The organism is Pseudoalteromonas rhizosphaerae (genome assembly GCF_902498845.1).
In the GTDB taxonomy this organism is placed as follows: domain Bacteria; phylum Pseudomonadota; class Gammaproteobacteria; order Enterobacterales; family Alteromonadaceae; genus Pseudoalteromonas; species Pseudoalteromonas rhizosphaerae.
Window position 1 is genome coordinate 1 of sequence record NZ_CABVLM010000025.1, and the last position, 26832, is coordinate 26832.

The 26832-nt window shown below is 41.0% G+C and carries 30 protein-coding genes and 2 rRNA genes; 22 read left to right on the plus strand and 10 right to left on the minus strand.

Annotated elements, in window-relative coordinates; genetic code table 11:
• The first annotated feature begins 5 nt into the window (after window positions 1-5).
• Window positions 6-120: ribosomal RNA gene (gene rrf / locus PSR9079_RS22675) — 5S ribosomal RNA — on the plus strand.
• A gap of 102 nt (window positions 121-222) precedes the next feature.
• Here the strand turns inward: rrf and PSR9079_RS22680 are convergent.
• From PSR9079_RS22680 to hslR, 6 genes are all read right to left on the minus strand, one after another.
• Window positions 223-468 (minus strand): hypothetical protein, encoded by a 246-nt coding sequence (locus PSR9079_RS22680; RefSeq protein ID WP_149983373.1) that lies wholly within the window; start codon window positions 466-468, stop codon window positions 223-225.
• Window positions 469-601: 133 nt separating this feature from the next.
• Window positions 602-811, minus strand: coding sequence for a helix-turn-helix domain-containing protein (locus tag PSR9079_RS24305; protein ID WP_425468870.1), 210 nt, complete (start codon window positions 809-811; stop codon window positions 602-604).
• A 275-nt stretch (window positions 812-1086) separates the two neighbouring features.
• Window positions 1087-1263 (minus strand): hypothetical protein, encoded by a 177-nt coding sequence (locus tag PSR9079_RS23765; protein ID WP_179959248.1) that lies wholly within the window; start codon window positions 1261-1263, stop codon window positions 1087-1089.
• Window positions 1264-1570: 307 nt separating this feature from the next.
• A complete protein-coding gene (locus tag PSR9079_RS22690; RefSeq protein ID WP_149983375.1) occupies window positions 1571-3109 on the minus strand; it encodes a phosphoenolpyruvate carboxykinase in 1539 nt (512 codons plus the stop codon).
• 265 nt (window positions 3110-3374) lie between these two features.
• Window positions 3375-4220 (minus strand): Hsp33 family molecular chaperone HslO, encoded by an 846-nt coding sequence (gene hslO, locus PSR9079_RS22695; RefSeq protein WP_149983376.1) that lies wholly within the window; start codon window positions 4218-4220, stop codon window positions 3375-3377.
• Window positions 4221-4232: 12 nt separating this feature from the next.
• Window positions 4233-4655 carry a ribosome-associated heat shock protein Hsp15 gene (gene hslR, locus PSR9079_RS22700; protein WP_404676548.1) on the minus strand — a complete coding sequence of 141 codons (423 nt, stop codon included), beginning with the start codon at window positions 4653-4655 and terminating at the stop codon, window positions 4233-4235.
• 205 nt (window positions 4656-4860) lie between these two features.
• On the opposite strand from hslR, the gene gspC reads away from it, so the two are divergent.
• From gspC to PSR9079_RS22765, 13 genes are all read left to right on the plus strand, one after another.
• On the plus strand, window positions 4861-5808 hold the full coding sequence (gene gspC, locus PSR9079_RS22705; protein ID WP_149983378.1) for a type II secretion system protein GspC: 948 nt from the start codon (window positions 4861-4863) through the stop codon (window positions 5806-5808).
• A gap of 23 nt (window positions 5809-5831) precedes the next feature.
• Window positions 5832-7895 carry a type II secretion system secretin GspD gene (gene gspD, locus PSR9079_RS22710; protein ID WP_149983379.1) on the plus strand — a complete coding sequence of 688 codons (2064 nt, stop codon included), beginning with the start codon at window positions 5832-5834 and terminating at the stop codon, window positions 7893-7895.
• Window positions 7888-9447: a type II secretion system ATPase GspE gene (gene gspE / locus PSR9079_RS22715; RefSeq protein WP_145242764.1), complete on the plus strand. Its 1560-nt coding sequence runs from the start codon at window positions 7888-7890 to the stop codon at window positions 9445-9447. Before gspD ends, gspE begins: the two co-directional genes overlap by 8 nt.
• Window positions 9448-9449: 2 nt before the next feature.
• Entirely contained in the window at window positions 9450-10685 is a 1236-nt protein-coding gene (gene gspF / locus PSR9079_RS22720; protein ID WP_145242766.1) for a type II secretion system inner membrane protein GspF, read from the plus strand.
• 74 nt (window positions 10686-10759) lie between these two features.
• Window positions 10760-11179 (plus strand): type II secretion system major pseudopilin GspG, encoded by a 420-nt coding sequence (gspG, locus tag PSR9079_RS22725; protein ID WP_145242768.1) that lies wholly within the window; start codon window positions 10760-10762, stop codon window positions 11177-11179.
• Between the two features lie 52 nt (window positions 11180-11231).
• The gene (locus tag PSR9079_RS22730) at window positions 11232-11831 is read left to right on the plus strand and encodes a prepilin-type N-terminal cleavage/methylation domain-containing protein (RefSeq protein ID WP_404699804.1); all 600 of its coding nucleotides are present in this window, start codon (window positions 11232-11234) and stop codon (window positions 11829-11831) included.
• On the plus strand, window positions 11831-12208 hold the full coding sequence (gene gspI / locus PSR9079_RS22735; protein WP_145242773.1) for a type II secretion system minor pseudopilin GspI: 378 nt from the start codon (window positions 11831-11833) through the stop codon (window positions 12206-12208). Before PSR9079_RS22730 ends, gspI begins: the two co-directional genes overlap by 1 nt.
• Window positions 12209-12832, plus strand: coding sequence for a type II secretion system minor pseudopilin GspJ (gene gspJ, locus PSR9079_RS22740; protein ID WP_149983381.1), 624 nt, complete (start codon window positions 12209-12211; stop codon window positions 12830-12832).
• A complete protein-coding gene (gene gspK, locus PSR9079_RS22745; protein WP_149983382.1) occupies window positions 12822-13811 on the plus strand; it encodes a type II secretion system minor pseudopilin GspK in 990 nt (329 codons plus the stop codon). The genes gspJ and gspK overlap by 11 nt, the downstream gene beginning before the upstream one ends.
• The gene (gspL, locus tag PSR9079_RS22750; RefSeq protein WP_149983383.1) at window positions 13808-15016 is read left to right on the plus strand and encodes a type II secretion system protein GspL; all 1209 of its coding nucleotides are present in this window, start codon (window positions 13808-13810) and stop codon (window positions 15014-15016) included. Before gspK ends, gspL begins: the two co-directional genes overlap by 4 nt.
• Window positions 15013-15486 (plus strand): type II secretion system protein GspM, encoded by a 474-nt coding sequence (gspM, locus tag PSR9079_RS22755; RefSeq protein ID WP_149983384.1) that lies wholly within the window; start codon window positions 15013-15015, stop codon window positions 15484-15486. The genes gspL and gspM overlap by 4 nt, the downstream gene beginning before the upstream one ends.
• A gap of 3 nt (window positions 15487-15489) precedes the next feature.
• Window positions 15490-16248, plus strand: coding sequence for a type II secretion system protein N (locus PSR9079_RS22760; RefSeq protein ID WP_149983385.1), 759 nt, complete (start codon window positions 15490-15492; stop codon window positions 16246-16248).
• A gap of 18 nt (window positions 16249-16266) precedes the next feature.
• The gene (locus PSR9079_RS22765; RefSeq protein WP_145242784.1) at window positions 16267-16887 is read left to right on the plus strand and encodes a UPF0149 family protein; all 621 of its coding nucleotides are present in this window, start codon (window positions 16267-16269) and stop codon (window positions 16885-16887) included.
• Between the two features lie 2 nt (window positions 16888-16889).
• Here PSR9079_RS22765 and PSR9079_RS22770 read toward each other — a convergent pair whose 3' ends face one another.
• A complete protein-coding gene (locus tag PSR9079_RS22770; RefSeq protein WP_145242786.1) occupies window positions 16890-17093 on the minus strand; it encodes a hypothetical protein in 204 nt (67 codons plus the stop codon).
• Window positions 17093-17452, minus strand: a complete 360-nt coding sequence (locus PSR9079_RS22775) for a hypothetical protein (protein ID WP_149983386.1) — start codon at window positions 17450-17452, stop codon at window positions 17093-17095. The genes PSR9079_RS22770 and PSR9079_RS22775 overlap by 1 nt, the downstream gene beginning before the upstream one ends.
• Before the next feature lie 291 nt (window positions 17453-17743).
• Here PSR9079_RS22775 and ccoG point away from each other — a divergent pair, with 291 nt between their 5' ends.
• The 5 genes from ccoG to PSR9079_RS22800 all read left to right on the plus strand — a co-directional run bounded on the left by ccoG (window position 17744) and on the right by PSR9079_RS22800 (window position 22057).
• A complete protein-coding gene (gene ccoG / locus PSR9079_RS22780; RefSeq protein WP_149983387.1) occupies window positions 17744-19174 on the plus strand; it encodes a cytochrome c oxidase accessory protein CcoG in 1431 nt (476 codons plus the stop codon).
• A 64-nt stretch (window positions 19175-19238) separates the two neighbouring features.
• Window positions 19239-20216, plus strand: coding sequence for a serine/threonine protein kinase (locus PSR9079_RS22785; protein ID WP_149983388.1), 978 nt, complete (start codon window positions 19239-19241; stop codon window positions 20214-20216).
• Between the two features lie 29 nt (window positions 20217-20245).
• A complete protein-coding gene (locus PSR9079_RS22790; RefSeq protein WP_149983389.1) occupies window positions 20246-20869 on the plus strand; it encodes a thiol:disulfide interchange protein DsbA/DsbL in 624 nt (207 codons plus the stop codon).
• A gap of 34 nt (window positions 20870-20903) precedes the next feature.
• Complete coding sequence (locus tag PSR9079_RS22795; protein ID WP_149983390.1) at window positions 20904-21542, plus strand: thiol:disulfide interchange protein DsbA/DsbL; 639 nt, start codon at window positions 20904-20906, stop codon at window positions 21540-21542.
• A gap of 65 nt (window positions 21543-21607) precedes the next feature.
• Entirely contained in the window at window positions 21608-22057 is a 450-nt protein-coding gene (locus tag PSR9079_RS22800) for a 2-thiouracil desulfurase family protein (protein WP_145242799.1), read from the plus strand.
• Between the two features lie 5 nt (window positions 22058-22062).
• Here the strand turns inward: PSR9079_RS22800 and trmA are convergent, their stop codons facing one another.
• On the minus strand, window positions 22063-23163 hold the full coding sequence (gene trmA, locus PSR9079_RS22805; protein WP_145242801.1) for a tRNA (uridine(54)-C5)-methyltransferase TrmA: 1101 nt from the start codon (window positions 23161-23163) through the stop codon (window positions 22063-22065).
• 476 nt (window positions 23164-23639) lie between these two features.
• Between trmA and PSR9079_RS22810 the strand changes: the two genes are divergently transcribed.
• Both PSR9079_RS22810 and murI read left to right on the plus strand, forming a co-directional pair.
• Window positions 23640-24761 carry a DUF5610 domain-containing protein gene (locus tag PSR9079_RS22810; protein WP_149983391.1) on the plus strand — a complete coding sequence of 374 codons (1122 nt, stop codon included), beginning with the start codon at window positions 23640-23642 and terminating at the stop codon, window positions 24759-24761.
• A 63-nt stretch (window positions 24762-24824) separates the two neighbouring features.
• The gene (gene murI / locus PSR9079_RS22815; RefSeq protein WP_149983392.1) at window positions 24825-25640 is read left to right on the plus strand and encodes a glutamate racemase; all 816 of its coding nucleotides are present in this window, start codon (window positions 24825-24827) and stop codon (window positions 25638-25640) included.
• Here murI and PSR9079_RS22820 read toward each other — a convergent pair.
• Entirely contained in the window at window positions 25603-26082 is a 480-nt protein-coding gene (locus PSR9079_RS22820; RefSeq protein ID WP_149983393.1) for an RNA recognition motif domain-containing protein, read from the minus strand. The genes murI and PSR9079_RS22820 overlap by 38 nt on opposite strands.
• A gap of 633 nt (window positions 26083-26715) precedes the next feature.
• Between PSR9079_RS22820 and PSR9079_RS22825 the strand changes: the two genes are divergently transcribed.
• A 16S ribosomal RNA gene (locus tag PSR9079_RS22825) occupies window positions 26716-26832 on the plus strand; the annotation flags it as partial.

The following is a 26832-nucleotide window of genomic DNA, read 5'->3' on the forward strand; positions in this document are numbered from 1 at the left end:
ATTTGCTTGGTAACAATAGCGTTTTGGACCCACCTGACCCCATGCCGAACTCAGTAGTGAAACGAAACAGCGCCGATGATAGTGTAGCATTTGCTATGTGAAAGTAGGACATTGCCAGGCTCCAAATTGAGAAAGCCGCTTCAGAAATGAAGCGGCTTTTTTACGTCTGGCATAAAGTAAAAAGAAGGTTCGAGGTGAAAGGTAATCTGCATAAAGATTAAGTCAATTTGATCTAGTCTCTAGAGCATATGCTTTTACCGTATTAGGGACTGAGATGGATTTATTCCACGCTTGTAATACCTGTTCGACTATTTCTTTATAACCACTAGAAACACGATTAGATAGACAGTGTTGCCGTATCCAACTCCATACTTGCTCTAGTGGATTTAATTCCATGTGTTGTGTCATGACGTCTTTATTGACGATAGGGCTGATCAGCGCTTCTGTTTTATCATTACTTGGGCACACTGCACCAAATAAGTATCCATACTCAAACTGCTGTTGTTTTGTTGCGCGGGGCCTAGAGCCTGTTTCAGCCCATAAGCGTGTTGTTTGATTTTGTTGTCCAAACCGTGCTTCATCTTGAAACCAAACATCAATGCTACCTAAAGGGAGATGTCATGGGGTGTGAAGGATCGTTTCCACTTGGAACTTTTTTAAAAGCCTCTTTGCTTTCTTTTGACTGCTTTGGGTGCTTAGAACGGCTTGTGATCCAGCTAAACCCACGCTTCTTAAGCAGTTTGTAAATATGATCGGTGTGATACCTTACATTGAACTGCTCATAAATATACTGAGCAATATCTTCCCTCATTAGTCTGCCGCCTTCTGAAGAGCTTGCTGACTGTTTTACATACTCTGACAGTGTGTCCAGTTGTAGTGAGGTTAATATAGCCGAGCGGCCCTTAATCGGTTTGTTGTTCAAGCCAGCAACGCCATTGTTAAGGTAGTTAGAAGTTGCTTGGATTCTTCTAAGTTCAATTTAGTAAAAGTAAATAAGTATCGGTGCGCTAATTAGATCACATAATTTGGCTGATTGGTATTAGTCATAGAGTAACGCTTTTTAGTTTTGTATCTAAATTTTTGGAGCTAGTTTGTAGAGCTATCAAGGATACTTACAACAGCCTTTAAAATTGCAGACTCAAGAATACTGTTAGAAGGAACGTTACTTGGCTTTCCAGCAGTTTTATTATCAAAGCAATCAGGGCTTATGCCTAAATCATCATGATTTGACTTATCAATATAAGCTAAATCAGCCTGTTCCATGCACTTCGCTGAAGCATTATTCGAAGGTGTGCTACATGCTTGTATGAGAGTGCAAAGTAGGCAGGTGCTGGCTAGTTGCCTCACATTCATATTTCAGTGCCATCTAAATTTTGCATAATTATTATACTAAGTAGAGTGTATACACTTTCCACAATTAATTTGTAAATTTTTGTCTTTTTCTTTCAATGCAAAAGTCGCGATATGGGAAGTTCGTTCTATGGTAATTGGCAAGAGGCTTGATAAACGTTAGTAGATCAAAAACGCCAACTCGAGGTTGGCGTTTTAATTATGGGGCTAAAGTAGCTTATTAAGCTTTAGGTCCGGCATTTTTAATTTCGTCAGATACGTCGTATTTAGCAAAGTTTTCAGTGAAGTCTGCTGCAAGTTTGGCCGCATATTCAGCGTATTTAGCTTTATCTTCCCAAGTATTGATTGGGTTAAGTAGCTCGCTGTTAACGCCTGGTACTGCAACTGGTACGTCTAGGTTTAAAACATCAATATGTTGAGTTTCAACGCCAGCCAGTTTACCTGATACGATTGCATCAACAACAGCGCGGGTAGTTGGAATATCAAAACGCTTACCTGTGCCGTAAGGACCGCCAGTCCAACCAGTGTTAACTAGGTATACCTTGGCGCCAAATTCACGTACACGCTTCATTAGAAGCTCCGCGTATACACCCGCTGGACGTGGGAAGAATGGTGCACCAAAACAGGTTGAGAATGTTGATTCGATATCGCTGGTAGAGCCAATTTCAGTAGAGCCAACTTTTGCTGTGTAACCGCTTAGGAAATGAAACGCTGCCGCTTCTTCGCTAAGGATTGATACTGGAGGTAATACTCCGCTTACATCACAGGTTAAGAATACCACTGCTTTTGGCTCGCCTGCGCGGTTCTCTACTTTGCGTTTTTCAACGTGTTCAAGCGGGTAAGCTGCGCGGCTATTTTGCGTTAGGCTGGTATCATGAAAATCAGGAACGCCTTTGTCATCAAGGACAACGTTCTCTAGGATAGTTCCAAAGCGGATTGCATCCCAGATAACAGGCTCATTCTTTTGCGAAAGGTCGATACACTTAGCATAACAACCACCTTCGATGTTGAATACACTGCCAGGTGCCCAGCCGTGTTCGTCATCACCGATTAAAAAGCGAGTTGGATCGGCGGATAAAGTTGTTTTACCGGTACCAGATAGACCAAAGAATAATGCTGTATCGCCAGCTTCACCTACGTTAGCTGAGCAGTGCATTGGTAGCACGCCTTTTGCTGGTAGTAGGAAGTTTTGCACTGAGAACATTGATTTTTTCATTTCACCGGCATAACGCATACCTGCAAGCAATACTTTACGTTGTGCAAAGTTGATAATTACTGTGCCATCACTGTTAGTGCCATCACGTTCTGGGTCACAAACAAATGAAGGTACATTCATTACCTGCCATTGGGGTAAATCAGATGCATTATAAGATTTAGGTTCGATAAACATATTTTTGGCAAAGATATGATGCCATGCAGTTTCTGTTGTAACAACAACAGGTAAATAATGCTCAGGATCAGCGCCTACTTCAAGGTGAGAGATGAAGTGGTCGTTGCTCTGCACATGTGCTTCTACACGTGCCCATAAAGCGTCAAATTTATCTGCATCGAAAGGGCGATTTACATTACCCCATTGGATTTCATTTTCAGTACTTGATTCTTGAACAATAAAGCGATCTTGTGGTGAACGACCAGTACGACGACCAGTGTTAGCAACAAAAGCTCCATTGGCGGCTAAAGTCCCTTCGCCACGACGGATCGCGTGTTCGACAAGTTCAGCTGCAGTTAGATCGACAAAACGAGTAGCGCTTGAAGTCATGTTTATACCTAAATTGTGTGAGATTGAACGGGATAGCTCTGGGGTTCTTGTTTCCCTTTAAGCTGTAATTATAGTAACAGATGGATTAGGGATATTCGAGCTTATCAAAGGCCTAAAAACACATATATTTAGTAAAAAACATGAATAATTTCAATGATACCGGTGTCATAAAAGTAATACAATTCATGACACCGGTATCAATTTTTGGCATAAAAAAACCGCAATAAATGCGGTTTGAATTTTGTTGGTTTTTTGAACGATTAGATTAGTTGAAAATACTTTTCACATCTTGTTCATTAAAAACGTAATCTTTTAAGCAATAATGGCAGCTAATTTTTACCTCACCATTTTCAATAACGTCATCTAATAAAGCTTGTTGACCTATATTAACGAGCGCAGTGATGGTTTTTTCTCTACTACAACCACATTTAAACTGGATTGCTTGCGGCTCGTAAACACGCGGATTGTCTTCATGATAAAGTCGAGTAAGCACAGTGGCAGCATCAAGCTCTAACAACTCTTCAGCTTTAATCGTATTGCTGAGTGCTTCAAGGTGAGTAAAGTCAGTAATCGACTTTTCTTTATTTACAGGTAACACCTGTAGTAGTAAACCAGCAGCTTTAGCATGACCTTGTGTTGTATCAGTTGCAAACCATAGACGTGTTTGTAGTTGCTCTGATTGTGCAAAGTAGGCTTCAAGACATGCTGCTAACGTGTCATGCTCAAGCGGAACTATACCTTGATAACGTTCACCTTTAGTTGGGGTGATTGTCAGTACCATCACACCGTTACCGATTAGTTCCTGAATGGTTGAGCCTGTTACTTCACCTTGCAGGCGGGCAATACCGCGCATATTTTGTTGATGATCACCGTTGATAACCGCATATTTTACCGGGCCATCACCTTGCAGTTGTACTGCTATATCACCTTCAAACTTTAATGTAGCTGTAAGTAGGCAGGTTGCGACCAGTAACTCGCCCAATAAAGCTTGCACTTGCACGGGGTAATTGTGATCGGCAATCATTTCATTATAAGCTTGCTCTATTTGTACGAGTTCGCCGCGGACGTCTAGTTGATCAAATGTATAACGATGAAGTAGATCTTGTTGCATGAGTGGCTTTACCTAACTTGATTTCATTTTTAAAAGTTCGCGTCTTTGCTTTTTATCTGGTTTACGGTCCGGATGAGGAGCAAAAAAGCTATTATTCTTGCGCGCGATGCTATTGGCTTCGCGTTTTTCGATACTTGCATCAGATTCGTGATACAAGGTTTGAGCAATGGGGGCACTTAAGCGTTTATCAAGCAATTTAAGTACAGTGATAACTTTTTCGTCAACTCCTTGAGCAAGTTTGATCACGGCATCTAGTTCGACTATTTTACTAGGTTTAGTGCGCTGGCCATTATAATGTACTTTGCCACCTTGCACCATGTCCCGTGCGATGGCGCGGGTTTTATAAAAGCGTGCAGCCCACAACCATTTGTCTAAACGGATACTAATAGTTTCATCTTTTGACGTGGTATTACGGGTGTTACTTTTTGACACAATTATACTCAATTAAAAGCGCGGCTCTGTAAGGTAAAATTTAGCATGAAACTTACCAACAAAGAAATAGTCGAAGTTTTTTACACTCAGCTTGAACGTTAATTTACCTTGTTTACAAAGTTTAATATTAGTGCGCTTGTTGAATGAAAAATGAAAAGGTACTATAGGCCAGCGATGAAACAGCAAATTAAAATAAGAAACGTCATTTATGGAACAGCGATTACAGCAGCTAAAACATTTAGTAAGTAAATTACCCCACGCTAAATTGAGTTGGGCAATAACGCTTTTAGCCGTTGTTTACATTGCCTTTTTAGCAGCGAAACTATTTTGGCTAACATGGCCAGCCCAGGTTAATTCGAGCCTTTCTCCAAGCTATATTAATAGCGTTACAGGTAAACCTGAACGGGTTAATACGCAATCAATTTTAGCACAAAACTTGTTTGGTAAAGCCGACGCAGCGCCTAAAAAACCAGCAAGCAAACAAACTCAAGTCATTAACAATGCGCCAGAAACTCGATTAAGCATTAATTTAACCGGTATTGTTGCGGTCAGCGGCAATGATCAAACAGGCTTGGCAATTATTGAATCTCAAGGCCAACAATCAACCTATTTAGTAGATGATGTTGTACAAGGCACTCGCGCTAAGCTTGCTCAAGTATTACCTGATCGAGTAATTTTAGATGTCAGTGGCCGTTTTGAAACGTTAATGCTTGATGGCGTGGATTTTACCAAAACAGTATCAATGCCAGTACTTGCCGAACGTGAAAGTGATGAACCTGAACTCGATGAAGGTCCGCAAATGGACAGTGACCGTCAGATTGATGTAACAGCAAATCAAGAAGTAAAAGAAGCAATTATAGAGACCCGAGAAGAATTGTTAAAAGATCCCGGTAAACTATTTGACTATATTCGCGTATCTCAGGCTATGAAGGATGGTGAGCTTATTGGCTACCGTTTAAGCCCAGGTAAAGACCCTGCATTATTTACGCAGATGGGGTTACAAAATAACGATTTGGCTGTATCGATTAACGGCTATCAATTAACAGATTTAAAACAGGCCATGTCAGCCATTAATGAGCTGCGTAATAGTACCGATGCGAACATTACAATTGACCGTGATGGCGAGCAGATTGATGTGCAATTTAGCCTGCAATAACTTAGCTTTGGAGTTTTAATATAATGGTTCACGCGCTACACCTCAAAAAAATCAGAAAAGGGTTAGCTAAGTACGCAACACTTTTTTTTGTGGCTAGCTTATCTCTATCGGTGTCTGCCGTTGAGTATGCTGCAAACTTTAAAGGGACCGATATCAACGAGTTTATTAATATCGTTGGTAAAAATCTGAATAAGACCGTCATTATCGACCCGAACGTACGTGGTAAAGTAAATGTACGCAGCTATGAATTGATGGATGAAGCACTTTATTATCAATTCTTTTTAAATGTGCTAGAAGTTTACGGTTATTCAGCTGTTGAAATGGATAACGGCATATTAAAGATTGAAAAAAGCTCTGATGCTAAAAAATCAAACGTACCGTTAGTCACTGAAGACGACCAAGCGCGCGGTGATATGATGATCACTCGTGTCGTACGTGTAAAAAATGTTAGCGTACAAGAACTAGGTCCATTAGTGCGTCAGTTTAGCGACCAAAAAGATGGCGGTCATGTTGCCAACTTCAACGCTGCAAACGTCATGATGTTGACCGGTCATGCTGCCTCAGTAAACCGACTTGTTGAAATTATTCGCTCAGTTGACCAAGCCGGTGATAAGCGGGTTGATATTGTAAAGCTAAACTTTGCCACCGCTGATGATGTGGTATCTGTGGTTGATAATATTTACAAAGATAGCGGTAAAGGCAGTATCCCCGAATTTTTGATCCCTAAAGTCGTTGCAGATGGCCGTACTAATAGCGTTATTGTCAGTGGCGAAGGCCAAGCAAGAACGCGTGCTATTGAGTTAATTAAACGCCTCGACGGTGAGTTGCAAAGCCAAGGCAACACTAAAGTAATTTACCTTAATTACGCTAGCGCTGAAGATTTAGTGAAAGTGTTGCAAGGGGTTAGCAAAACGCTTGGTGAAGAAGGTCAAGGTGGGGCAACTAAAACCCGTAGCCGCAACCAAAACGAAACCAGTATCGAAGCTCACCCAGATTCAAACTCATTGGTCATTACTGCTCAACCTGACACTATGCGTTCATTGGAGTCAGTGATTGAACGGCTTGATATTCGTCGTGCCCAAGTACTCGTTGAAGCAATCATTGTTGAAGTAATGGAAGCTGATGGGATTAACTTTGGTCTGCAATGGATTTCAGAGCAAGGCGGTATGATGCAGTTTAATAACGGCACAACCGTTCCTGTTGGTTCTTTAGCTGTAGCTGCTCAGCAAGCTCGTGATAAAACAATTACTGATAGCGTTGTAGGCACTGACAATGCAGTAGTTACTCCTATTAAGAAAACTGTAGAAGGTGATCTTGGCCCGTTAGGTAAGTTGTTAGGGGGTATCAATGGATTGGCCATGGGGATTGTTAAAAACGACTGGGGCGCGATCATTCAAGCAGTCTCTACCGATACTAACTCAAATATTCTTGCTACGCCTTCGGTTACCACCATGGATAACGAAGAGGCATCGATGATTGTCGGTCAAGAAGTGCCGATCATTACTGGCTCGCAAACGGGTTCTAATAATTCTAATCCATTTCAAACAGTAGAGCGTCAAGAGGTGGGTGTAAAACTTAAAGTAACGCCACAAATAAATGATGGTTCAGCTGTACAGTTAACCATTGAGCAAGAAGTATCTGGCGTGAGTGGTACTACTTCGGTGGATATATCTATTAATAAACGTGCCATTAAAACCACGGTTATGGCTGATGATGGCGGCATGGTTGTGCTTGGTGGTCTAATTGATGAAGACGTGCAAGAAAGCGTCTCAAAGGTACCAATATTAGGTGATATTCCTATCCTTGGTCACTTATTCCGCTCAACCAGCACCAGCAAGCGTAAACGTAATTTAATCGTGTTTATTCGCCCAACCATTATCCGTGATGGCATTAAAATGAATAAATTGAGCCACAGCAAATATAACTTTATCCGTGGTGAGCAGTATAAACAAAAAGAAGATGGTATTGATTTAATGCCTCTAACCGATGTGCCAATCCTACCTGAGTGGAATGATGCATTAGTATTACCGCCAACGTATGAAGAATACTTAAGACAGCAAAATACAGATGAGCGCAATAATGACTGATGCAATCACTGAGATCACCGCAGAGCCCTCACAGCCGCTAAATAATAGCGAGCTGATGACCAGTAACGATTTAGTTGAACTGCCTAATAAGCGGCTACCATTTTCATATGCACGACGTGCAGGCATGTTATTAAGTAAAAATAACGATGACCGGGTGGTGTTCTATCGTGGTGAGCTTAATATTGATGCATTGTTAGAAGTGCGCCGTATTGCTGGGCATGGCTTTACGCTTGAACACTTAGCTGATGACAAGTTTGAGTTGTTATTAGAGGCATCGTATCAACGCGATAGTTCTGAAACCCAGCAAATGATGGAAGACATAGGTAACGAAGTTGATTTATTTTCACTGGCTGAAGATATGCCGCAAACGGAAGATTTGCTTGCCGGAGATGATGATGCACCAATCATTAAATTGATCAATGCGATGCTCAGTGAAGCGATTAAAGAAGGCGCGTCAGATATTCACATCGAAACCTTTGAGCAAGAGCTAGTGATCCGCTTTCGGGTTGATGGCGTGCTTAAAGAAGTGTTAAAGCCGAATCGTAAACTCGCTTCATTGCTAGTTTCGCGTATTAAAGTAATGGCGAAACTCGATATTGCTGAAAAGCGTATCCCGCAGGATGGTCGTATTAGTTTGCGTATCGCAGGACGTGCCGTTGATGTTCGGGTATCAACCATGCCATCAAGTTTTGGTGAGCGGGTTGTACTGCGTTTACTTGATAAAAATAACGCGCGTTTAAATCTTGAAGATTTAGGTATGACGCTGCGCAATCGTGAATTGTTCTCTGATTTGATCAGTAAACCGCACGGAATTATTTTGGTGACCGGTCCAACTGGTTCTGGTAAAAGTACCACGCTTTATGCGGGCATGAGCCAAATTAACTCTCGCGATCGTAATATCTTAACGGTTGAAGATCCAATCGAGTATGAAATCCCAGGTATTGGTCAAACTCAGGTAAATACTAAAGTTGATATGACCTTTGCCCGAGGCTTACGGGCAATCTTACGTCAAGATCCTGATGTAGTAATGGTTGGTGAAATACGTGACCTTGAAACCGCACAAATTGGCGTGCAAGCCTCACTTACGGGTCACTTAGTGATGTCGACATTGCATACCAACACCGCAGCAGGTGCTATCTCTCGTATGGAAGATATGGGGGTTGAACCCTTCTTGTTGTCATCTTCTTTGTTAGGGGTGTTATCGCAGCGTCTAGTGCGAACTTTATGTAAGAGCTGTAAAGAAGGTCATGTTGCAGATGAGCGCGAGTGTGAATTGCTCGGCGTACCATTTGTAAATCCGCCGACTATTTACCGAGCCGTTGGCTGTGAAGAGTGTAACTTTAATGGTTACCGTGGTCGTACCGGTATTCATGAATTACTGGTAGTTGATGAAACTGTTCGCGAACTTGTTCACAGTGGTAAAGGTGAGCAAAGTGTTGAAAAGTACATTCGCAAACATACCCCAAGTATTCGCCAAGATGGCTGTAGTCGCGTATTAGCCGGTAAAACCACCCTTGAAGAAGTATTACGTGTAACGCGTGAGGAAGGTTAACAATGGCAGCATTTGAATATCGCGCGCTCGATGCTCGCGGCAAAGAGAAAAAAGGTATTCAAGAAGCGGATACCGCGAAACAAATTCGCCAATCATTACGTGAACAAGGTCTTACGCCGCTCGAAGTTGTGCCCGCCGCAGAGGGGGATAAACAAGTTAAAGGTGAAAAAAGCTCGCCATTTGGCAGCTTTTTTAAAGCGAAAATATCTACCTCAGATCTCGCTTTGATCACTCGCCAACTCGCTACACTCATTCAATCGGCGTTACCGGTTGAAGGGGCGGTAATGGCGGTGGCTGAGCAGTGTGAAAAGCCGCGTATGAAGCGTATGTTAATGTCGGTGCGTTCAAAAGTTGTTGAAGGTTATACCTTGGCTGATGGCATGTCTGAGTTTCCACATGTATTTGATAATTTATACCGCGCTATGGTAGCTGCGGGTGAAAAATCAGGTCACTTAGATGCTGTATTGAACCGTTTAGCCGATTACACGGAACAACGCCAACACATGCGTAGTCAAATCACACAAGCGATGGTGTATCCGGTGATATTAGTAATATTTGCCATTGGTATCGTTTCAATATTACTAGGTACTGTAGTGCCTAAAATATTGAAGACATTTGAAAAGTCAAAGCAGGTTTTACCTTGGACGACTGAATGGGTAATGGCTGCTAGTAACTATGTGCAAAATTATTGGTTCATTACTTTAGTATTATTTACCGCGACAGTGATTGGTGTTAAACATGCGCTAAAACAGCCTAAGATCCGCTTTTGGTATGATTCGAAAATTTTGATGATGCCGGGCATTGGCAAAGTTGCTCGTAGTATTAATACCGCCAGATTTGCTCGTACACTGAGTATCTTGTCATCAAGTTCAGTGCCGTTACTCGAGGGAATGCGTATTTCTGGTGGCGTATTGATCAACGAGAAAATTAAAAAAGCAGTGGCGGATGCCGCAACCCGCGTTAGTGAAGGGGCAAGTTTAAGAGCGTCCTTACAACAAACAAAATTATTCCCACCGATGATGCTGCATATGATCGCCAGTGGGGAGAAATCAGGTGAGCTCGAGCAAATGCTAGAGCGTGCTGCAAACAATCAAGACCGTGAATTTGAAACCATGGTAAATGTCTCGCTAAAACTCTTAGAGCCTGCGATGATAGCGTCCATGGCGGTTATTGTATTGTTTATCGTAATGGCCATATTACAACCTATTATGGCAATGAATAAAGCGATTGGACTTTAACTATTTTAGGGATTTCGTAATGCATTTTTACCGTGTTACGATAGTTAATTATTAAGAACAACAGAGGTATGTACGTGAATAAACAAGCAGGTTTCTCATTACTCGAAGTTATGGTGGTACTGGTTATCATTGGCATGATCATGTCAATCGTGGCACCCAATATTATGGGCCAGCAAGAAGAAGCGGCACTTGATAAAGCGCATCTTGATATTCAGCAGCTTGAAGATGCTATGAGTCTTTATAAATTAAAGAACAAAGCGTACTTAACCACTGAGCAAGGCCTTGAAGGGTTAGTGACTAAAACTAGCGTAGAGCCAGTACCAAAGCGTTTTCCTGAAGGTGGCTTTATTTCTAAATTACCAGAAGATCCATGGGGAAATCCGTACCAGTTAATCAGCCCAGGTGAAGTTGGTAAATTTGATTTGTTTTCAATGGGACCCGATGGCGAAGTGGGTACTGATGACGACATTGGTAACTGGGATGAAGAAAAATAATAATGCATCTTAGTATAAAGGCGTTTTTACACCCAGCACCGAGCTTAGCATGATGTTAAGTCGGGCTAAGTTGCGCCTTGCAAAGCTAAAGTCACCGATGCGTGGCTTTAGTTTAATTGAAATTTTGGTTGTGCTGGTGGTGATCGCCTTCGCCACTAAAATGGTGGTATATAGTCTTGATGGCGGTGTTGAAGATGAATTGGATAAACAAGCACTGAGACTGCATACCACCATTAATATGGCTTCTGAATTTGCAATCTTAAATCAGCTTGAATTAGGTTTTCAGCTTGATAAAGATACCTTAGAGTTTTTAGTGTTTGATGGTGAAAAATGGATCACCTTCGACCGAGAAAAGCTGTTTGCGCCGATGACTGTTGATGAACGTCTTAAGTTGACACTTAATCTAGAAGATCTCGCATGGGCTCAAGATAATCTACTCGAGCAATCCAATTGGCGCGAGTTAATGAGTGGCGGTGATGATGATAGCTTACTCGAATTGCAAAAAATGAAAATCCCGCAAGTGCTAATTTTATCTTCTGGTGAGGTGAGCGCATTTCAACTTATCTATGAATTAAAAGATGAAAAAGAACCTGTGTATTTCATCGAAGGGGAATTTTCCGCACCGGTTAACTTACGCAGAGAGCCAGAATAATGTATCGCAGGTCTAAAGGTTTTACTTTACTTGAGGTTATGGTGGCGCTGAGTATTTGCGCCATGGCTGGGATTGCCGCCATGCAAGCGACAGCTGAGCATATTAATCATTTATCAAGCCTTGAAGAGCAAACCTATGCCTCTTGGGTGGCTGAGAATGTAATGATTGAACAGCGTACTCTCGGCGATAAGTGGCAAGGCAAAAATGGCGCAAAAGGCACGGAAACAATGGCTGGTATAGAATGGTATTGGCGTCAAGATACCGAAGCGACAGCAGATAAAAGTTTTGTAAAAGTGACTATTAATGTATTTAGCGATGAAAAGTTAGAGCACTCGGTTTATGAGCTCATCAGCTATTTAAATAAAGGTAGCAAATAAGTGAAGCAGCGCGGTTTTACACTATTAGAAGTGATGGTAGCGCTGGGGATTTTAGCATTCGTCGTGTTAGCTACTCACCAAATTCTTGATTCGACCACGAAAGCGAAAGATGCATCAGACGAAAAAATTGCAGAATTGAATGGTTTGCAAACGACCTTTAGGTTAATGGATCAAGATTTCAGCCAAATGACTAAACGTGCCGTGCGCAATGAAGCCGGTGATGTGCAAGAACAATATCTACTTGCTGGGCGTTACACCATTAATAGCCAGTATGATGGTATTGCCTTTGTGCGAGATGGCTGGGTAAACCCAATTAATTTGTTACCGCGCTCAGAGCTACAAGCAGTGGGTTATCGTGTTATTGATGACAACCTTGAGCGTATATATCGGGTTTATGTTGATCAACTCGATAACCTTGAGCCGCGAGTGCAAGTTATTCTTAAAGATATCGAAGATCTTAAATTTGAATTTTTAGATGAAAAAAATGAATGGCAAGAGCAGTGGCAGGGCAAAGCCTTGCCAAAAGCTGTGGCGGTTACATTGCAACAAATTGATGAAGAACCAATAAGACGCGTTTTTTTAGTACCAGGTAACGGGAAGGCGGGAGGTTTAAGTGAACCATAAATCTCAACATGGCGCCGCGCTTATAATTGTCTTGTTTATTGTTGCCTTGGCATCAATTTTAGCCGTAGAGATGAGTGCTAACTTGCTTGTTCAAGTTCAAAAAAGTACCAACATACAAGGTCATCAGCAAGCCAAGTGGTATGCCTATGCAGCAGAAGAGCTGGCTATCAAAGCGTTATTACAAAGCAAAAAAGATGACCCTGACAAAACCACTTTAAAACAAATTTGGGCGCAACAAGGCGATATTCCTTATCCGGTCGATAATGGTACCTTGCAAGGCAAGATCACGGACTTACAGGCTTGTTTAAATCTCAATGCATTACGTGTTAAAGCGCCACAAGCGGGTAGTACTGATAAAACCAATCCTGCGCACACCGCGTTATTAGCGCTATTAGAAAATATTGAGGACTTGCCAGCAGAAGAGTCGGAAGAAGCCATGGCTGACAGTGTTTACGACTGGCTCGATGAAGATAGTATTACTTATCGTTCTGGCGCTGAAGAAGATGAGTATTTATCGCGTAAATCACCATATATGACAGCGAATAGTTTTTTTGCATCAAGCTCAGAGCTGCGTTTGGTTAAAGGGTTTAATCCATTAGTGATGGAAAAAATATTGCCATACGTATGCGTGATCCCAGGTAGCGAACTGTTAGCAATTAATGTCAATACAATCGCTCCTGAACAGGCATTATTATTGAGTGCATTGATTGATGGTTTGAGTGAGTCAGGTGCGCAAAGTGTGCTATCAGTCCGGCCAGAAGAAGGCTTTAATAATATTGAAGAATTTTTTGAACAAGTAAATCAACAAGGGGCTCAAAATGTTAAGTCTGTTGAAAAACTGTTCACCATAAATAGCGAATATTTTAAACTACAAGCGCAGGCTAAATTTGTCGATCTGCGTTTTTCGATGACCACATTACTGCATGCCAAAGATGGCGAAGTAACTATACTGGCGCGAAAATTTGGAGGCGTACAGTGACAGAAATACTGTTGATCCGCACGGGTCAAACTCAACAAGAAAGTATTAATTGGCTGATTTACTCACCATTAGAACAAGAAATAATTGCCAGTGGCGGATTGCCGAACGCTGAGCAACTGAGTGAGTTAGTTGAAAAAGCACAGAATCGTGAAGTTGTGGTATTACTGCCATGTGATCAGGTGCAACTAAAAACCGTAATCCTGCCGACCAAATGGAATCGTAAGCTTGAGCAAGCGCTCCCATATATGCTCGAAGAAGAGATTGCATGTGACGTAGATGACTTATTTATCGCGATTGCTGAGCCTACTATGGTCGGTGACAAGCACGCCATTAAAGTTGCCATGACTGACCGAGAATGGTTTGAAACTTGGTTAGCTGTATTTGCTGAACATGGAATTGAAGTGTTCAAACTGTTACCCGATGCATTATTGCTTCCTACTGCGGAACATGAGGGATTAAGCGTTATTGAGCTTAATAACCAATGGCTATGTAAGCAAGGCTCATGGCGGATCAGTGCTGTAGAGCAAAGCTGGTTGGCTGAGTATTTAACTGCTTTAGGTCACCCTGATGTTGCACATTACAGCCCTGCCTCGCAATTTCCAGAAACGGTTAATCTTACGGCGCATACCGATGCTTATGATTTGCCGCTGGCGCTATTTGCTAAACAATTACCTGAGATAAGATTCAATCTTCGCCAAGGCCAATATCAACTGAAGAAGAAAAGCGCATTATGGTGGGCGTATTGGCAAGGTGCCGCCATTGCAGCGAGTGTCGCGTTAGTTGGCTCTGTGGCAGTAAAAAGTCTTGAATTGTATCAGTTAAATAGTGAGCTTGAAGTCGCTAAAACACAAGTGGTTGAGCGCTATCAAACGGCCTTTCCGGGGAAAACAGTTCGTCCGCATTTGATTAAAAACCAAATTCAGGGTGAATTGGCTAAATTAGAGGGTGGCAGCAGTGCCGGATTCCTAGATTTAACGAATGAGCTGGTGGGTGTATTTAGCCAAGTGCAAGAGTTTACTCCTGAGACATTGCGTTATGATCAACGTCGCAATGAACTTAGAGTTCGTGCTCGCGGAAAAGATTTTCAAACCTTTGGCAAAGTTAAAGCAATTCTTGAACAACGCGGATTAACTGTAGACCAAGGCTCATTAAATAATGATGGCGACTTTGTAGTCGGTGAAATAAAACTACGAGGTGCTGCATGAAACAACAACTTTTAAAACATTGGCGTGGCTTAAAAGAGCAAGAGCAACAGTTGGTGATGGTCGCTGGTGTTATTTTTGTTATTTTTATCTTAGTTATGGGTATTTTTAGACCACTAAACAACGCGATAACTGAAGCTGAAAAAAACCAAGTTAAACAGCAAGAATTATTAGCGTGGGTTGATAACAGTATTGTTAAACTCAAAGCGGGTAGTGCGCGTGCTGTTACAAGTGACCAAAACTTGAGTCAAATAGTTAATGCTAGCCGCGCTCGCTACGATATAACCATAAGCAAAATGCAGCCTAGCGATAATTCATTAAGATTAACTATCGACTCGGTACAATTTAATAAGCTCATAGAATGGCTTGATGAATTGGTAAACACTAAAGGCGTATTGATTGGAAATTTAGATCTCAGTCGCGATGATAAACCAGGCTACGTGCGCGTTAGCCGACTGGTATTAGAGAAGTAAAGAATGAAAAAAATAGCGATTCTTATAGTAATATTTTTCTTCGGTTTTATCTTTTTTGCACTATTAAAAACGCCAGCTGCAGTTGCGCTTAATTTAGCAAATCCTTACCTACCTAAAGATCTGCAAATAGGTAAAGCATCGGGTAGCATTTGGCAGGGTAGAATCATGCAGCTGCGCTATCAAGATGAACAGATTAATAATTTAAACTGGGATATTTCTGGTTGGGCATTATTCACCGGACAGCTTACAGGCAGTGTAAAGTTTGGTGATCCGCGACAGACCAGTGAACTGTCAGGACGCGGTGACTTTAGTTATGGTTTACTTGATCAAGTAGTTGCATTAAATGATGCTACATTGCGTTTGAGTGTTGAACGTGCGATGCAGCGTTTGCAGTTGCCATTACCTATTAATGCTAAAGGCAGAGTAATTGTTGAGTTAGATGGATATCTCTCAGGAGCGCCTTATTGTGATGTATTAAAAGGTGAAATCGCCAGTCCAAACATCGATGTGCAAGGATTGTCTGGCTGGTTTAGCGTTGGTCCATTAAGTGGCAAGTTAAGCTGTAAGTCGGGCGATATAGCCGTGTTAGTTGATCCTGAAAACCGCTTAGGCTTAGCGGCTGATGCAACCTTAAAAGCAAACATGGACTTTAAAGTGGCTGGATATATCAAGCCAGAAGCATCACTACCAAAAGAAGTACACGATGCCGCCAAATTTTTAGGCCGTGCAGATAGCGATGGCCGTTATCCATTAAATTTTTAAACAAGGCTGAATTGTTTTATGCAAATTCCTGAATTTACACAGCAACATGGCCAGCAGTTAAGTACGTATTTAGCGAGCCGCAATGGCGCCATGACATTTGTGCAGAGCCAAGGTTACTTATTTGCGGTGATTTGCTCTCCTGAGCCATTAGACGTACACGAGTGGCTTGAGCAGATAGTGCCAGATGCACACGGCCAGCTAGAAGAACAAACATTATTTGCATTTATGGCTTTGTATCATCAGATCAGTGAGCAAGTTTATGAAACAGGTTTTAAGCTCCCTGTAAGTTTACAGGTGAGTGATCAAGACGACAGCTACCTAGATTTGCATGAATGCCAGCAATGGTGTCAGGGTTTTGTTCAGGGAGCACAGGTGTATATTGATAAGCTAATGCAAGCTGATGCACTTACAACAGACTTAACTGATGCATTGCAAACCGCTTACGCCAGTTTAGGCTTTTTTGCTTTAGAGCCCCAGCTTATCACAACAATTGCCCAGCAAAATCAGCTTAGTGAAATACAACTATGCCAGCAACAGTATGAACTAATGGGAGATTTTGCATTAGGATTTGCTGAGTTAATAGAAATTATCGCGGTGCAAAGTGGTTTGTACGCAGATGAAGAAGATGGTTGGAGTTAGCATTATGCTAAATCCAACACAATTTCAGTACAGCCCTTAGGGCATTTAGCAACCCCTTGGCCTGGTTGCTGAGTCTTTAAATCTAACGTTAATATGCCTTGGCATACTTCACATTTAACCGTTTGTCCTTTCGCCAGCTTCTTCAGTAGGTTTTTATGTTGGTTAAACGATGCGCTGCTTTTTTTTGTTAAAGCTGAAAAATCCACTATTTACCTCTGCGCTCAGCCAATGATGTTGAGACGATGTCACACACTGTATTTAAACGATCTTCATAAAAATATAAGTTGAGATCTTTACTGCGGCAGTAACGAGTATGGAATAGCTGCAGCTGTTCATCAGTTTGCATGGTTTCTTCTAAATACTCTAACTCGCTTTCTGAAAGTGTTAGTTCTGACTTGATGCGGTTTTTTGCCATGCTCGCAGCGGGTCCACGGTTAATGTTGCTAGCACTACTTAATAGTCCTACACCTTCTCCTAATAATTTTTCTCGAGATTCTTTTATCATTGGATGATCAATTGTGAATAACGCAAGTATCACTACTACTAGTACAAGGAATTTTTTCATATGTGAGTAAACTTTGATCTGAACGGGTACGAATTAGACACCAGTGTAATAAAATGCCCCTTTGTAAAGCAAGCAAGTTAGGTGAATAAATTATTATCAATGAATATCAGCTTTTTTGAGGAGAGTTGGTATAATGACAGAGAACAATTAGATTTTTCAGAAATCTCTGAACTTTTACAGCACAGTAGTTCAGTTTGCACTATTTTTAAATGTAAGCTTAGTTGTTAGCTATCTAAATAGCGTTATATGATTGTTTGACTTTCATTCTCCAAGCGGCGTTGAGGAACTTCGATGGACAAGCAAATAAAAGTAAAAAATATTCCTAGTGAGGTCAAGATCGAAAAGCCCGATCTCTATGCTCAACAGGATAGATTTAATCCCCGCAATCGCATTTATGTACGTGCGGTTAAAGGGTTACATCAACTATTAAGACAGCGCATTGGTTTTCTTGGTATGTTGGCGTTCATGGCGCTGCCATGGATAAACTTTAATGACCAACAAGCTGTGTTATTTGACCTCATTGGTCAAAAATATAACATTTTTGGGCTAACTCTATGGCCACAAGATTTTACTATTCTTGCTTTTATTCTGATGCTTGCTGCATTCGCGTTATTCTTAGTGACCACCTTTTACGGTCGGGTTTGGTGTGGCTATACGTGCCCGCAAACAGTCTGGACGTTTATTTTTATTTGGTTTGAAGAAAAGTTCGAAGGGACAGCGAATCAACGCAAGAAGCTTGATCAGCGACCAATGGACTTTGATAAATTTTGGCGTAAGACAGCCAAGCATACAGGTTGGATAGCTTTTTCTTTATACACCGCACTGACCTTTGTTGGTTATTTCACACCTATTCGTCAGCTGTTACCGGATTTTGTTACTTTTGATGTAGGTGGCTATGCGCTGGTTAGCATTATCGTATTTACCTTATGTACTTATGGTAATGCTGGTTGGATGCGCGAAATTATGTGCTTGCATATCTGCCCGTATTCGCGCTTTCAATCTGCAATGTTTGATAAAGATACCTTCACAGTAAGCTACGATGAAAAACGTGGTGAAAATCGTGGGCCACGTAGTCGTAAACAAGATCGACAAGAGCTTAGCTTAGGTGACTGTATTGACTGTAATTTGTGCGTACAAGTATGCCCAACAGGGATCGATATTCGCAATGGCCTGCAAGCTGAATGCATTAACTGTGGCGCCTGTATCGATGCCTGCGACGGAGTAATGGATAAGATGAATTATCCGCGCGGGCTTATCTCATATACCACTGAGCGTAACCTAGAAACGCCAGAGAATAAAACCAATCCTCTGCGCGCTAAGATTATTGGTTATATTGTTATATTAGTGGTGCTCAGCGCAGCGCTGGTAACGAATATTGTAATGCGTAAGCCAATGGACTTAGATATTATTCGCGATCGAAATCAACTCTATCGAGTCGATTTTAATGGGCTTGTCGAAAATACCTACACACTTAAAGTGATCAACAAAGCACAATACGAGCAAACCTTTAATATTAAGGTGGCAGGACTGGAGAACTTTAAGTACATAGGTAAGCAAACTTTTACCGTGCAAGCGGGCGAATCGCACAACGTGCCATTATCATTGGTGATGGATCCGTATGATTTGAAAGCGCCTATGACCGAGTTTAATTTTGTATTATCGCCAGTGGACAATCCAAGTTCACAAATTTCGCAGCCGAGTAACTTCTTTAAAGCGCGATAGTTAAGTACACTGATAACAAATAAAAAGCGGGATTTTCCCGCTTTTTTTATAATTGATGAGAATTATGAGTAAATTTAGTTTTGTTGACCTCACCCCAGATTCGATTTTAGATGCGGTCGAAAGTATTGGTATTTACGCAGAGTCTGGCTTATTAGCACTGAATAGTTACGAAAACCGTGTCTATCAATTCAAAGCTGAAGATGGCCTACGTTATGTGGTGAAATTTTATCGTCCCGAGCGCTGGAGTAAGGCACAAATACTCGAAGAGCATAGCTTTGCATTTGAATTGGCTGATGCTGAAGTGCCTGTAGTTGCGCCGATACAGCGTAATGGCGAAAGCTTATTTGAGCATAATGGTTATCTATTTACTTTGTTCCCAAGTGTCGGGGGGCGCATCTTTGAAGTTGATAATCTTGATCAGTTAGATGTGTTAGGACGCTTGATTGGTCGGATGCATCAAGCAGCTAAAGCGAATGTTTTTAGCGAACGTCCGGTCATAGGGTGTGACGAGTATTTAGATACAGCTAAAATTCAGTTACAAAACAGTAATCTGGTGCCTAGCAGTTTAACTACCGCGTTTTATACTATTTTAGATATGGTGATCGCTAAAACGAAATCGCTTTACCAGCAGGTGGATACTATACGTTTACATGGTGATTGCCATGCCGGTAATATTCTGTGGGCCGGTGATGCGTTGATGTTTGTTGATTTGGACGATAGTCGTCAAGGGCCTGCGATTCAAGATTTATGGATGATGCTCAGTGGCGATCGAAACAATCAACTGTTACAGTTAGATACCTTAGTGGCTGCCTATGAAGAATTTTGTGATTTTGATCACACTCAACTCAAATTAATTGAACCATTACGCGCAATGCGTATGATTCATTATATGGGGTGGCTAGCTAAACGTTGGGAAGATCCGGCATTTCCGCGGAACTTTTCATGGTTTGCTGATGACAAATACTGGGAGCAACAAATTTTAGCGCTGAAAGAGCAGTATTCTGCACTTCAAGAGCCGCCGCTGAAGTTGCTGCCTAACTAATTATTAAAAATATCTGAAACGAGAGTCCAATGCTTAAAAAACTAAAATTGAGTTTACTACTGCTATGTTTACCTTTTGCTGCGATGGCCGCAGATTTTAAAGCTGGTGAGCACTATGACGTACTAAAGATTGAAAAAAGTAAAACCTCACAAGTAACAGAGTTCTTTTCATTTTATTGTCCGCACTGTTTTAAGTTTGAAGCTGTAGCTAAAGCAATGGAAAAAAGCTTGCCTGCAGGTACTGAGTTTGTAAAAAACCATGTCAACTTTTTAGGTGGTTTAGCGCCAGAAGTGCAAAGTAATTTGAGCTATGCGTATATCATCGCTAAACAGCATAACAAAGGTGAGCAAGTTGCAGATCAAATGTTTGACAGCATTCATATAAAACGTGCTCCACTCAATAACATTAAAGACGTTAAAGCATTACTTGCAGTAAATGGTATTGATAACGATACCTTTGATAAAGATATTGCCAGCATGCCAGTGATTGCGGCGGAAAAAGCCATGCAAGACAAGCAAAATAAGTTTTCACAAATGGGGGCCTTAACCGGTGTACCAACGTTTATCGTTAATGATAAATACAAAATCAATATCAATACCATCAAGAGCCAAGAGCAGCTTGATGAGTTAGTTGCCTTTTTATTACAACAATAAGCTATTAAAACAATAATTTTTGGAGTTTTTACCGATGATCAAATTAGTTAAAGCAGGACTAATAGCGTTGACGCTTGGGTTTGCTACAAACGCCGCCGCGATTCAATATGACGAAGGGACGCATTATGAAACGATTGATGCACGCGCAACTAAAAAGCCAGAAGTTAAAGAATTCTTCTCATTTTACTGCCCACACTGTAATGTTTTTGAATCAATTGTTGCTGAATTAAAGCCGCTACTAAATGAAGGTATTACTTTTAAGAAAAGCCATGTTGACTTTTCGGGTCCGCGTAACCCAGAAATTCAAACGATGTTAGCACAAGCTTACGCTACGGCAACTGTATTACCACAACAAGATGCACTAATTAGCGCTATTTTCAACCATATCCATGGCAAGCGAGCAAACATCAATGAGCTTGCTGATATGAAAGATATCTTTGTTGCTCAAGGTGTAGCTGCTGATGATTTTGATAAGTTTTACAACAGCTTTACAGTAAGAACCAAGGTATCCAAAATGAAGCGTGATCAAGAATATTTTAAACAAAAAGGTGCTTTGAAAGGTGTGCCTACCTTTATTGTAAACGGTAAGTACCGTGTTATTGTTGGTGGTGATTCAGGTATTAAAGATGCTAAAAGTATGGCTGATCTAATTAATTACTTAGCTGCTAAATAGAGCGGTTTAGTGTTTATTGTAAAAAAGCTCCGTACGCGGAGCTTTTTTGTTGCAGGTGGTAAGAAATGCATAAAATACTGGTTTCAAGTTGCTTACTTGGTGCTCCCGTGCGCTACGATGGTAGCGGACAACAGTTACTCCATCCGCAGCTAATCGCATGGCAGCAGCAGGAACGTATAGTCGCTTTTTGTCCTGAGATTGCTGGTGGTTTATCCACTCCTAGAGATCCTGCTGAAATCGTCAACGGTAAAGTGATTACCAATACTGGTGATGATGTGACACCGGAATTTCAGCTAGGTGCAAAACAAGCATTACGCCTTTGCCAACAGTACAATATTCGTTTTGCGCTATTAAAGGAATCAAGTCCTTCTTGTGGTCGTAATACAATTTACGATGGCTCGCACAGTGGTATTAAGGTGGTTGGAATGGGATTAACGGCTTCGCTATTAGAAAAGAATGGTATTAAAGTCTTTAGTGAGCAGCAAATGCCAGCGCTAGTAAAAGCACTGGCATAGATACTTTACAATTTACGTTGTAAAAATACCCCTGATTCAATGTGGTGGGTATATGGAAATTGGTCAAAAATCGCAAACCGTTTAACTTCATGAGTGCGAGTTAGGTGCTCTAAATCACGCTCAAGCGTATCAGGGTTACATGAGATATAAATAATACTCTCGTAGTTAGCCACCAAATCACATGTTAGTGTATCCATGCCTGCGCGCGGCGGATCAACTAAAATGGTCTGACAATCATAGCTGCTTAAGTCAATCCCTTCTAAACGTGAGAAGGTTCGTTCGCCTTTCATAGCTTGAGTAAACTCTTCGCTCGACATACGAATGATATCTAAGTTAGTTACGTTATTTTTAGCAATATTATACTGCGCTGAGTGTACTGACGATTTAGAAATTTCGGTTGCTAATACACGATTAAACGAACCAGCTAAGGCAATTGAAAAGTTACCGTTACCACAATAGAGCTCTAGTAAATCATTTTTTAGTGGTTTACATAAGTCTTGTGCCCACTCCAGCATCTTAATGTTTACTTTAGCATTTGGCTGCGTAAAGCTGTTTTCAACTTGTTGGTAAATAAGTTGCTGGCCATTAACTGTTAAACGCTCAGTAACAAAATCATCACCGAGTACTTCTTTTTGTTTGCGAGCACGCCCAATAAAATCAATTTTAAAGCGCTCACTCAATGATTCTTTTAGTGACTTGATAGCTGCTAGCCATTCTTCGTCGAGTGGTTTGTGATAAAGCAGACTCACTAAAATCTCACCGCTTAAACTAGAAAGATAATCTATTTGGAATAATTTACGACGCAAGACTTCACAGCCTTTAAGATTATCGATCATTGCCTGCATTACTTCCCCAATTAGCGGCGCTGCAGGGTCAAACACATCGACTCTGATTTTGTCTTTGGTGGCTTGATCAAACATAATGTGAAATAACTCATCGCCATCGTGCCATACTCTAAATTCAGCGCGTTGACGGTAATGAATTGGCTCAGAGGCAAAGACTTCTAATTGTTCAACACCAAAGCGTTGGAATTGTGCAATGATACGTTGCTCTTTTTCATTTAACTGTGCGTCGTATCCTGTTGTATCGATCTTTATAACCGCCATTACCTACTACCTTATTTCATTATGCTGTTTATCGGCGCTATTGTAGGGGGCAGGGATTATTTGTCTAGGGTCTGTTTATCTTTCTAGGTTAATTTTGCAGCTGTGCGTTTGGTTTTTAGGCAAGGCAGAGCCTATGTAGTGTGGTTATTCCCCATAAATAGGCGATAACGTAGCATAAATGCCAAACGCGCGCTGCCCGAAGGGTTCTGCCTAGGGGCGATTAACTCTTTGTTACTTACATGGATGTAAGTAAGGGGCGTGAGCAGGACGCGGAAGCTTTGCTCAATTTTTACTTAGCCCACTAGGTTACAAATCTCGCGCCGCGATTAAATCGCCCCGAGGTTGAACAAATTTTAATCCTTAAAGGTCAACAGGCCCTAATTTTGAGTAATAGCAAATGCTGTTTTTTTGTACATTTTACTTTAGTTATTTATTTTTGGGCCGATACTTAAGTAAGCAAAAATAGGAGTCGGATCATGAAAATTGGCAACTTTGGCTTTGTTCCAAACAACAACGTCAATAAATACAGTAACAAAGCTGCATTACAGCAACCTACAATACAGTCGCCTCAAGATAGTTACCAGCAACGTGGTAAAGAATTAGCAGCAAAAGTGTTAGGTGACAAAATGGCTGAGGCCTTAGGCTTACCTGTCGCGGAAGAGAAAAAAGACAAGCCACTATTTGATTTTGAAGAAATAGTCAAAAACGTTTTGGACTTTGTAACTGGTGCCGTTAAGAAAGCGCAAGTCAATGGAGCCGATAATGAAAAACTCAAAGGTATGCTTAGTGATGCACGCAAAGGTGTGCAAACAGGTATTGATGATGCCTATGGTGAATTAAAAGATACCGGTATTCTAAACGACGAAATTGAGCAGGGCATAGAAAAATCCAAAGAAGGTATTTTTAATGGCCTGGATGAGTTTGAAGAGGATTTATTTAACCCTAAACCGGATTCTGTCAGTGTTACTCAAGCACAGTATTTAAGTTTAAGTAATAATGCTCAGTATAACTTCACCACTGCAGAAGGTGACGAGGTGAGTATTAGTTTTGCTGATGCATTTAAACAGCAATCAGCCAGTAGTTATCAGCGTAATGGTCAAAATGAAGGCTATGCCAGTGCATCATCACAATCGCGGGAGTTATCATTTAGCATGTCAGTAAATGGTGACTTAAACGAAGATGAACAAAAGGCTATTAATGCAATGATGGAAGACTTGCAAAATGTTAGTAAAACATTTTTTGGTGGTGATTTGGAACAAGCCTTTGAACAAGCACAAGAGCTCAACTTAGGCAACGAACAGCTAGTCGCGTTTTCAATGGACTTAAAGCAAACTAAAACGTATGCAGCAATAAAAGGCTATGAAGAGAATAAACCAACACCAGAGAAAGCTGTGGCTGAAAAAATAGCTCCATTTAATGACGATCTAAAAAATGCCTTTAATAAAGCGGGTGATCTTGGTTTGCAAAATGAACTGTCAGGCATTTTACAATGGTTAAATCAAGACCAAGAGGAAATAGGCAAATTAGTCGACTATACAAAATCAATGTTTGAGCAAATGAATAAATTGCGCTCAGCAGCACTAGAGAGTGAAGCATAAGCTTTATTTTCAGTATACCGCGTGGCAAACTGCTCAGCTTAGTTATTATAAGGAGCGAGTTGTTTGTCACCTCATATCATGGTTTTTGATTCGGGCATTGGTGGTACCACAGTGCTGAAGCATATTCAGCAATACATACCTGATGGCCGTTATAGTTATTTTATGGATAACGCCTACCTACCTTATGGAAAGCTGAGTCAACAAACCATAATTCAGCGCCTCAGCGGATTATTAATTTTTATAGAAACACAACAATTACACGTTGATGTGTTAGTTATTGCTTGTAATACCGCATCTACTTCAGCACTGAGCGCACTTCGCGAATTAACCACGATACCGATCGTCGGTGTAGTACCTGCAATTAAGCCCGCCGCTTTATTATCTAAGTCCCAGCATATTGCCTTATTGGCCACACCAGCAACAGTACAAAGTAGTTATACACAACAGTTGATAAGCCAGCATGGTCAAGCTGTCACAGTACATTTATATGCAAGTGTTGAACTTGTAACGTTGGCGGAACAAACATATCAAAGTAAAAAGATTATCCAAGACAAACTAGTTGCAGAGCTCGATAGTCTCGCTATTGATAATAGAGTGGATGTAATCGTGTTAGGTTGTACGCATTTCCCAATTTTAGCAAAAGGTTTGAATGAGTATTTTAACAGCACTGTATTATTACTTGATTCCGGCGTAGCAATAGCCAAACGGGTGTGTGCAATACTCAAAGAGCATAATATAGATTGCAGTGATGAGCTTGATGCTAATTGTACAGGCAAGAAAAAGCCGCTACGTTATTACGCAACGGCTTCTATTTATGTTGATAAGCAACCGGTGGAGCTAGTTACGCTGATTGATCCGACTCAGAACGAAAAGAGTTAGATTCATCATCTTGTTTTTGTTTTGCTTCACGAACTTTCAATGTACGTTGTTGGAACTCGCTATCGTTTAATTTTGCAATAGCATTATCAGCATCTAGCTCTGCCATTTCAACAAAGCCAAAGCCACGACGTTTGCCAGTATTTTTATCCTTTAATAGGCGTACATTAAACACTTTACCTTGTTCTTCAAATAAAGCGCGAACTACACCTTCATTTGCACGATAAGGAAGATTGCCCACATAAAGTGTTTTTGTTTTTACTTCGGCTTCTTCTACATCGCCAGATGACATTGCAGCTATAACTACACCACCAATTAATAAACCAGCACCAAATAACAGTGCATGACTTAATTGTAGGCTCGAAGGCGCAAAATTAACTATAACGAAACCAATAACAGCAAGGATAACTGAAGAGATAAGAGATTTTTGATCGGGTAATTTCATTTTGATCTACCAATAAACAGGAAATAAACATTAATTTAACATTGTGAACTTGCTATCTTAACGCGATAAATGAACATAGCAATGATATTTATGTGAAATAATTTAATTTACATCAAAAAAGACTCGAAAAAGCATCGATTGAGTGTTCTTTTAAAGCGTTTTGCATGCTTTTTGAGCGAACAGTCAAAAGATTGAAAAAAAGTGTTGATCTGTTTTTGGATCTCCCTATAATGCGACCCCACTGAGACGGGAAACGCCAACGCATAGCGAGGCACGAACAACTCAGAGAGTTAAATAAAACTTCGGTTTTGAATATTCGCAAGAAAGTTTAAAACTAAGTGTTGACTCGAAAAATAAAGGATGTATTATACGCATCCCTAGCGACAATGTCGCAACGTTCTTTAACAATATAAAGCAATCATCTGTGTGGGCACTCGTACAGATTGAGTTCTAACAGCCAAGCTTAGTTCGCTAAGCAAGGCAAAAAATTTAGAGTCTCAATTGAAACTGAGTGACCAACAGCAATAAATTTATTTATTGCAGCACAGTCAATTCAATATCGAAAGATATTAAATAATTCAGAATTCATTGAGCGTGTCGGCTCTCTTTATGGGAGAAGACAGAAAAAACTTTTAATTGAAGAGTTTGATCATGGCTCAGATTGAACGCTGGCGGCAGGCCTAACACATGCAAGTCGAGCGGTAACAGAGAGTAGCTTGCTACTTTGCTGACGAGCGGCGGACGGGTGAG

Bases quoted from the DNA above. Each gene is read 5' to 3' on its own strand.
- PSR9079_RS24305 (WP_425468870.1), bottom strand. From the start codon at position 811: ATGAGGGAAGATATTGCTCAGTATATTTATGAGCAGTTCAATGTAAGG.
- PSR9079_RS23765 (WP_179959248.1), bottom strand. From the start codon at position 1,263: ATGGAACAGGCTGATTTAGCTTATATTGATAAGTCAAATCATGATGAT.
- PSR9079_RS22690 (WP_149983375.1), bottom strand. From the start codon at position 3,109: ATGACTTCAAGCGCTACTCGTTTTGTCGATCTAACTGCAGCTGAACTT.
- hslO (WP_149983376.1), bottom strand. From the start codon at position 4,220: ATGCAACAAGATCTACTTCATCGTTATACATTTGATCAACTAGACGTC.
- gspC (WP_149983378.1), top strand. From the start codon at position 4,861: ATGGAACAGCGATTACAGCAGCTAAAACATTTAGTAAGTAAATTACCC.
- gspD (WP_149983379.1), top strand. From the start codon at position 5,832: ATGGTTCACGCGCTACACCTCAAAAAAATCAGAAAAGGGTTAGCTAAG.
- gspE (WP_145242764.1), top strand. From the start codon at position 7,888: ATGACTGATGCAATCACTGAGATCACCGCAGAGCCCTCACAGCCGCTA.
- gspF (WP_145242766.1), top strand. From the start codon at position 9,450: ATGGCAGCATTTGAATATCGCGCGCTCGATGCTCGCGGCAAAGAGAAA.
- PSR9079_RS22730 (WP_404699804.1), top strand. From the start codon at position 11,232: ATGTTAAGTCGGGCTAAGTTGCGCCTTGCAAAGCTAAAGTCACCGATG.
- gspI (WP_145242773.1), top strand. From the start codon at position 11,831: ATGTATCGCAGGTCTAAAGGTTTTACTTTACTTGAGGTTATGGTGGCG.
- gspM (WP_149983384.1), top strand. From the start codon at position 15,013: ATGAAACAACAACTTTTAAAACATTGGCGTGGCTTAAAAGAGCAAGAG.
- PSR9079_RS22760 (WP_149983385.1), top strand. From the start codon at position 15,490: ATGAAAAAAATAGCGATTCTTATAGTAATATTTTTCTTCGGTTTTATC.
- PSR9079_RS22765 (WP_145242784.1), top strand. From the start codon at position 16,267: ATGCAAATTCCTGAATTTACACAGCAACATGGCCAGCAGTTAAGTACG.
- PSR9079_RS22775 (WP_149983386.1), bottom strand. From the start codon at position 17,452: ATGAAAAAATTCCTTGTACTAGTAGTAGTGATACTTGCGTTATTCACA.
- ccoG (WP_149983387.1), top strand. From the start codon at position 17,744: ATGGACAAGCAAATAAAAGTAAAAAATATTCCTAGTGAGGTCAAGATC.
- PSR9079_RS22785 (WP_149983388.1), top strand. From the start codon at position 19,239: ATGAGTAAATTTAGTTTTGTTGACCTCACCCCAGATTCGATTTTAGAT.
- PSR9079_RS22790 (WP_149983389.1), top strand. From the start codon at position 20,246: ATGCTTAAAAAACTAAAATTGAGTTTACTACTGCTATGTTTACCTTTT.
- PSR9079_RS22795 (WP_149983390.1), top strand. From the start codon at position 20,904: ATGATCAAATTAGTTAAAGCAGGACTAATAGCGTTGACGCTTGGGTTT.
- PSR9079_RS22800 (WP_145242799.1), top strand. From the start codon at position 21,608: ATGCATAAAATACTGGTTTCAAGTTGCTTACTTGGTGCTCCCGTGCGC.
- trmA (WP_145242801.1), bottom strand. From the start codon at position 23,163: ATGGCGGTTATAAAGATCGATACAACAGGATACGACGCACAGTTAAAT.
- PSR9079_RS22810 (WP_149983391.1), top strand. From the start codon at position 23,640: ATGAAAATTGGCAACTTTGGCTTTGTTCCAAACAACAACGTCAATAAA.
- PSR9079_RS22820 (WP_149983393.1), bottom strand. From the start codon at position 26,082: ATGAAATTACCCGATCAAAAATCTCTTATCTCTTCAGTTATCCTTGCT.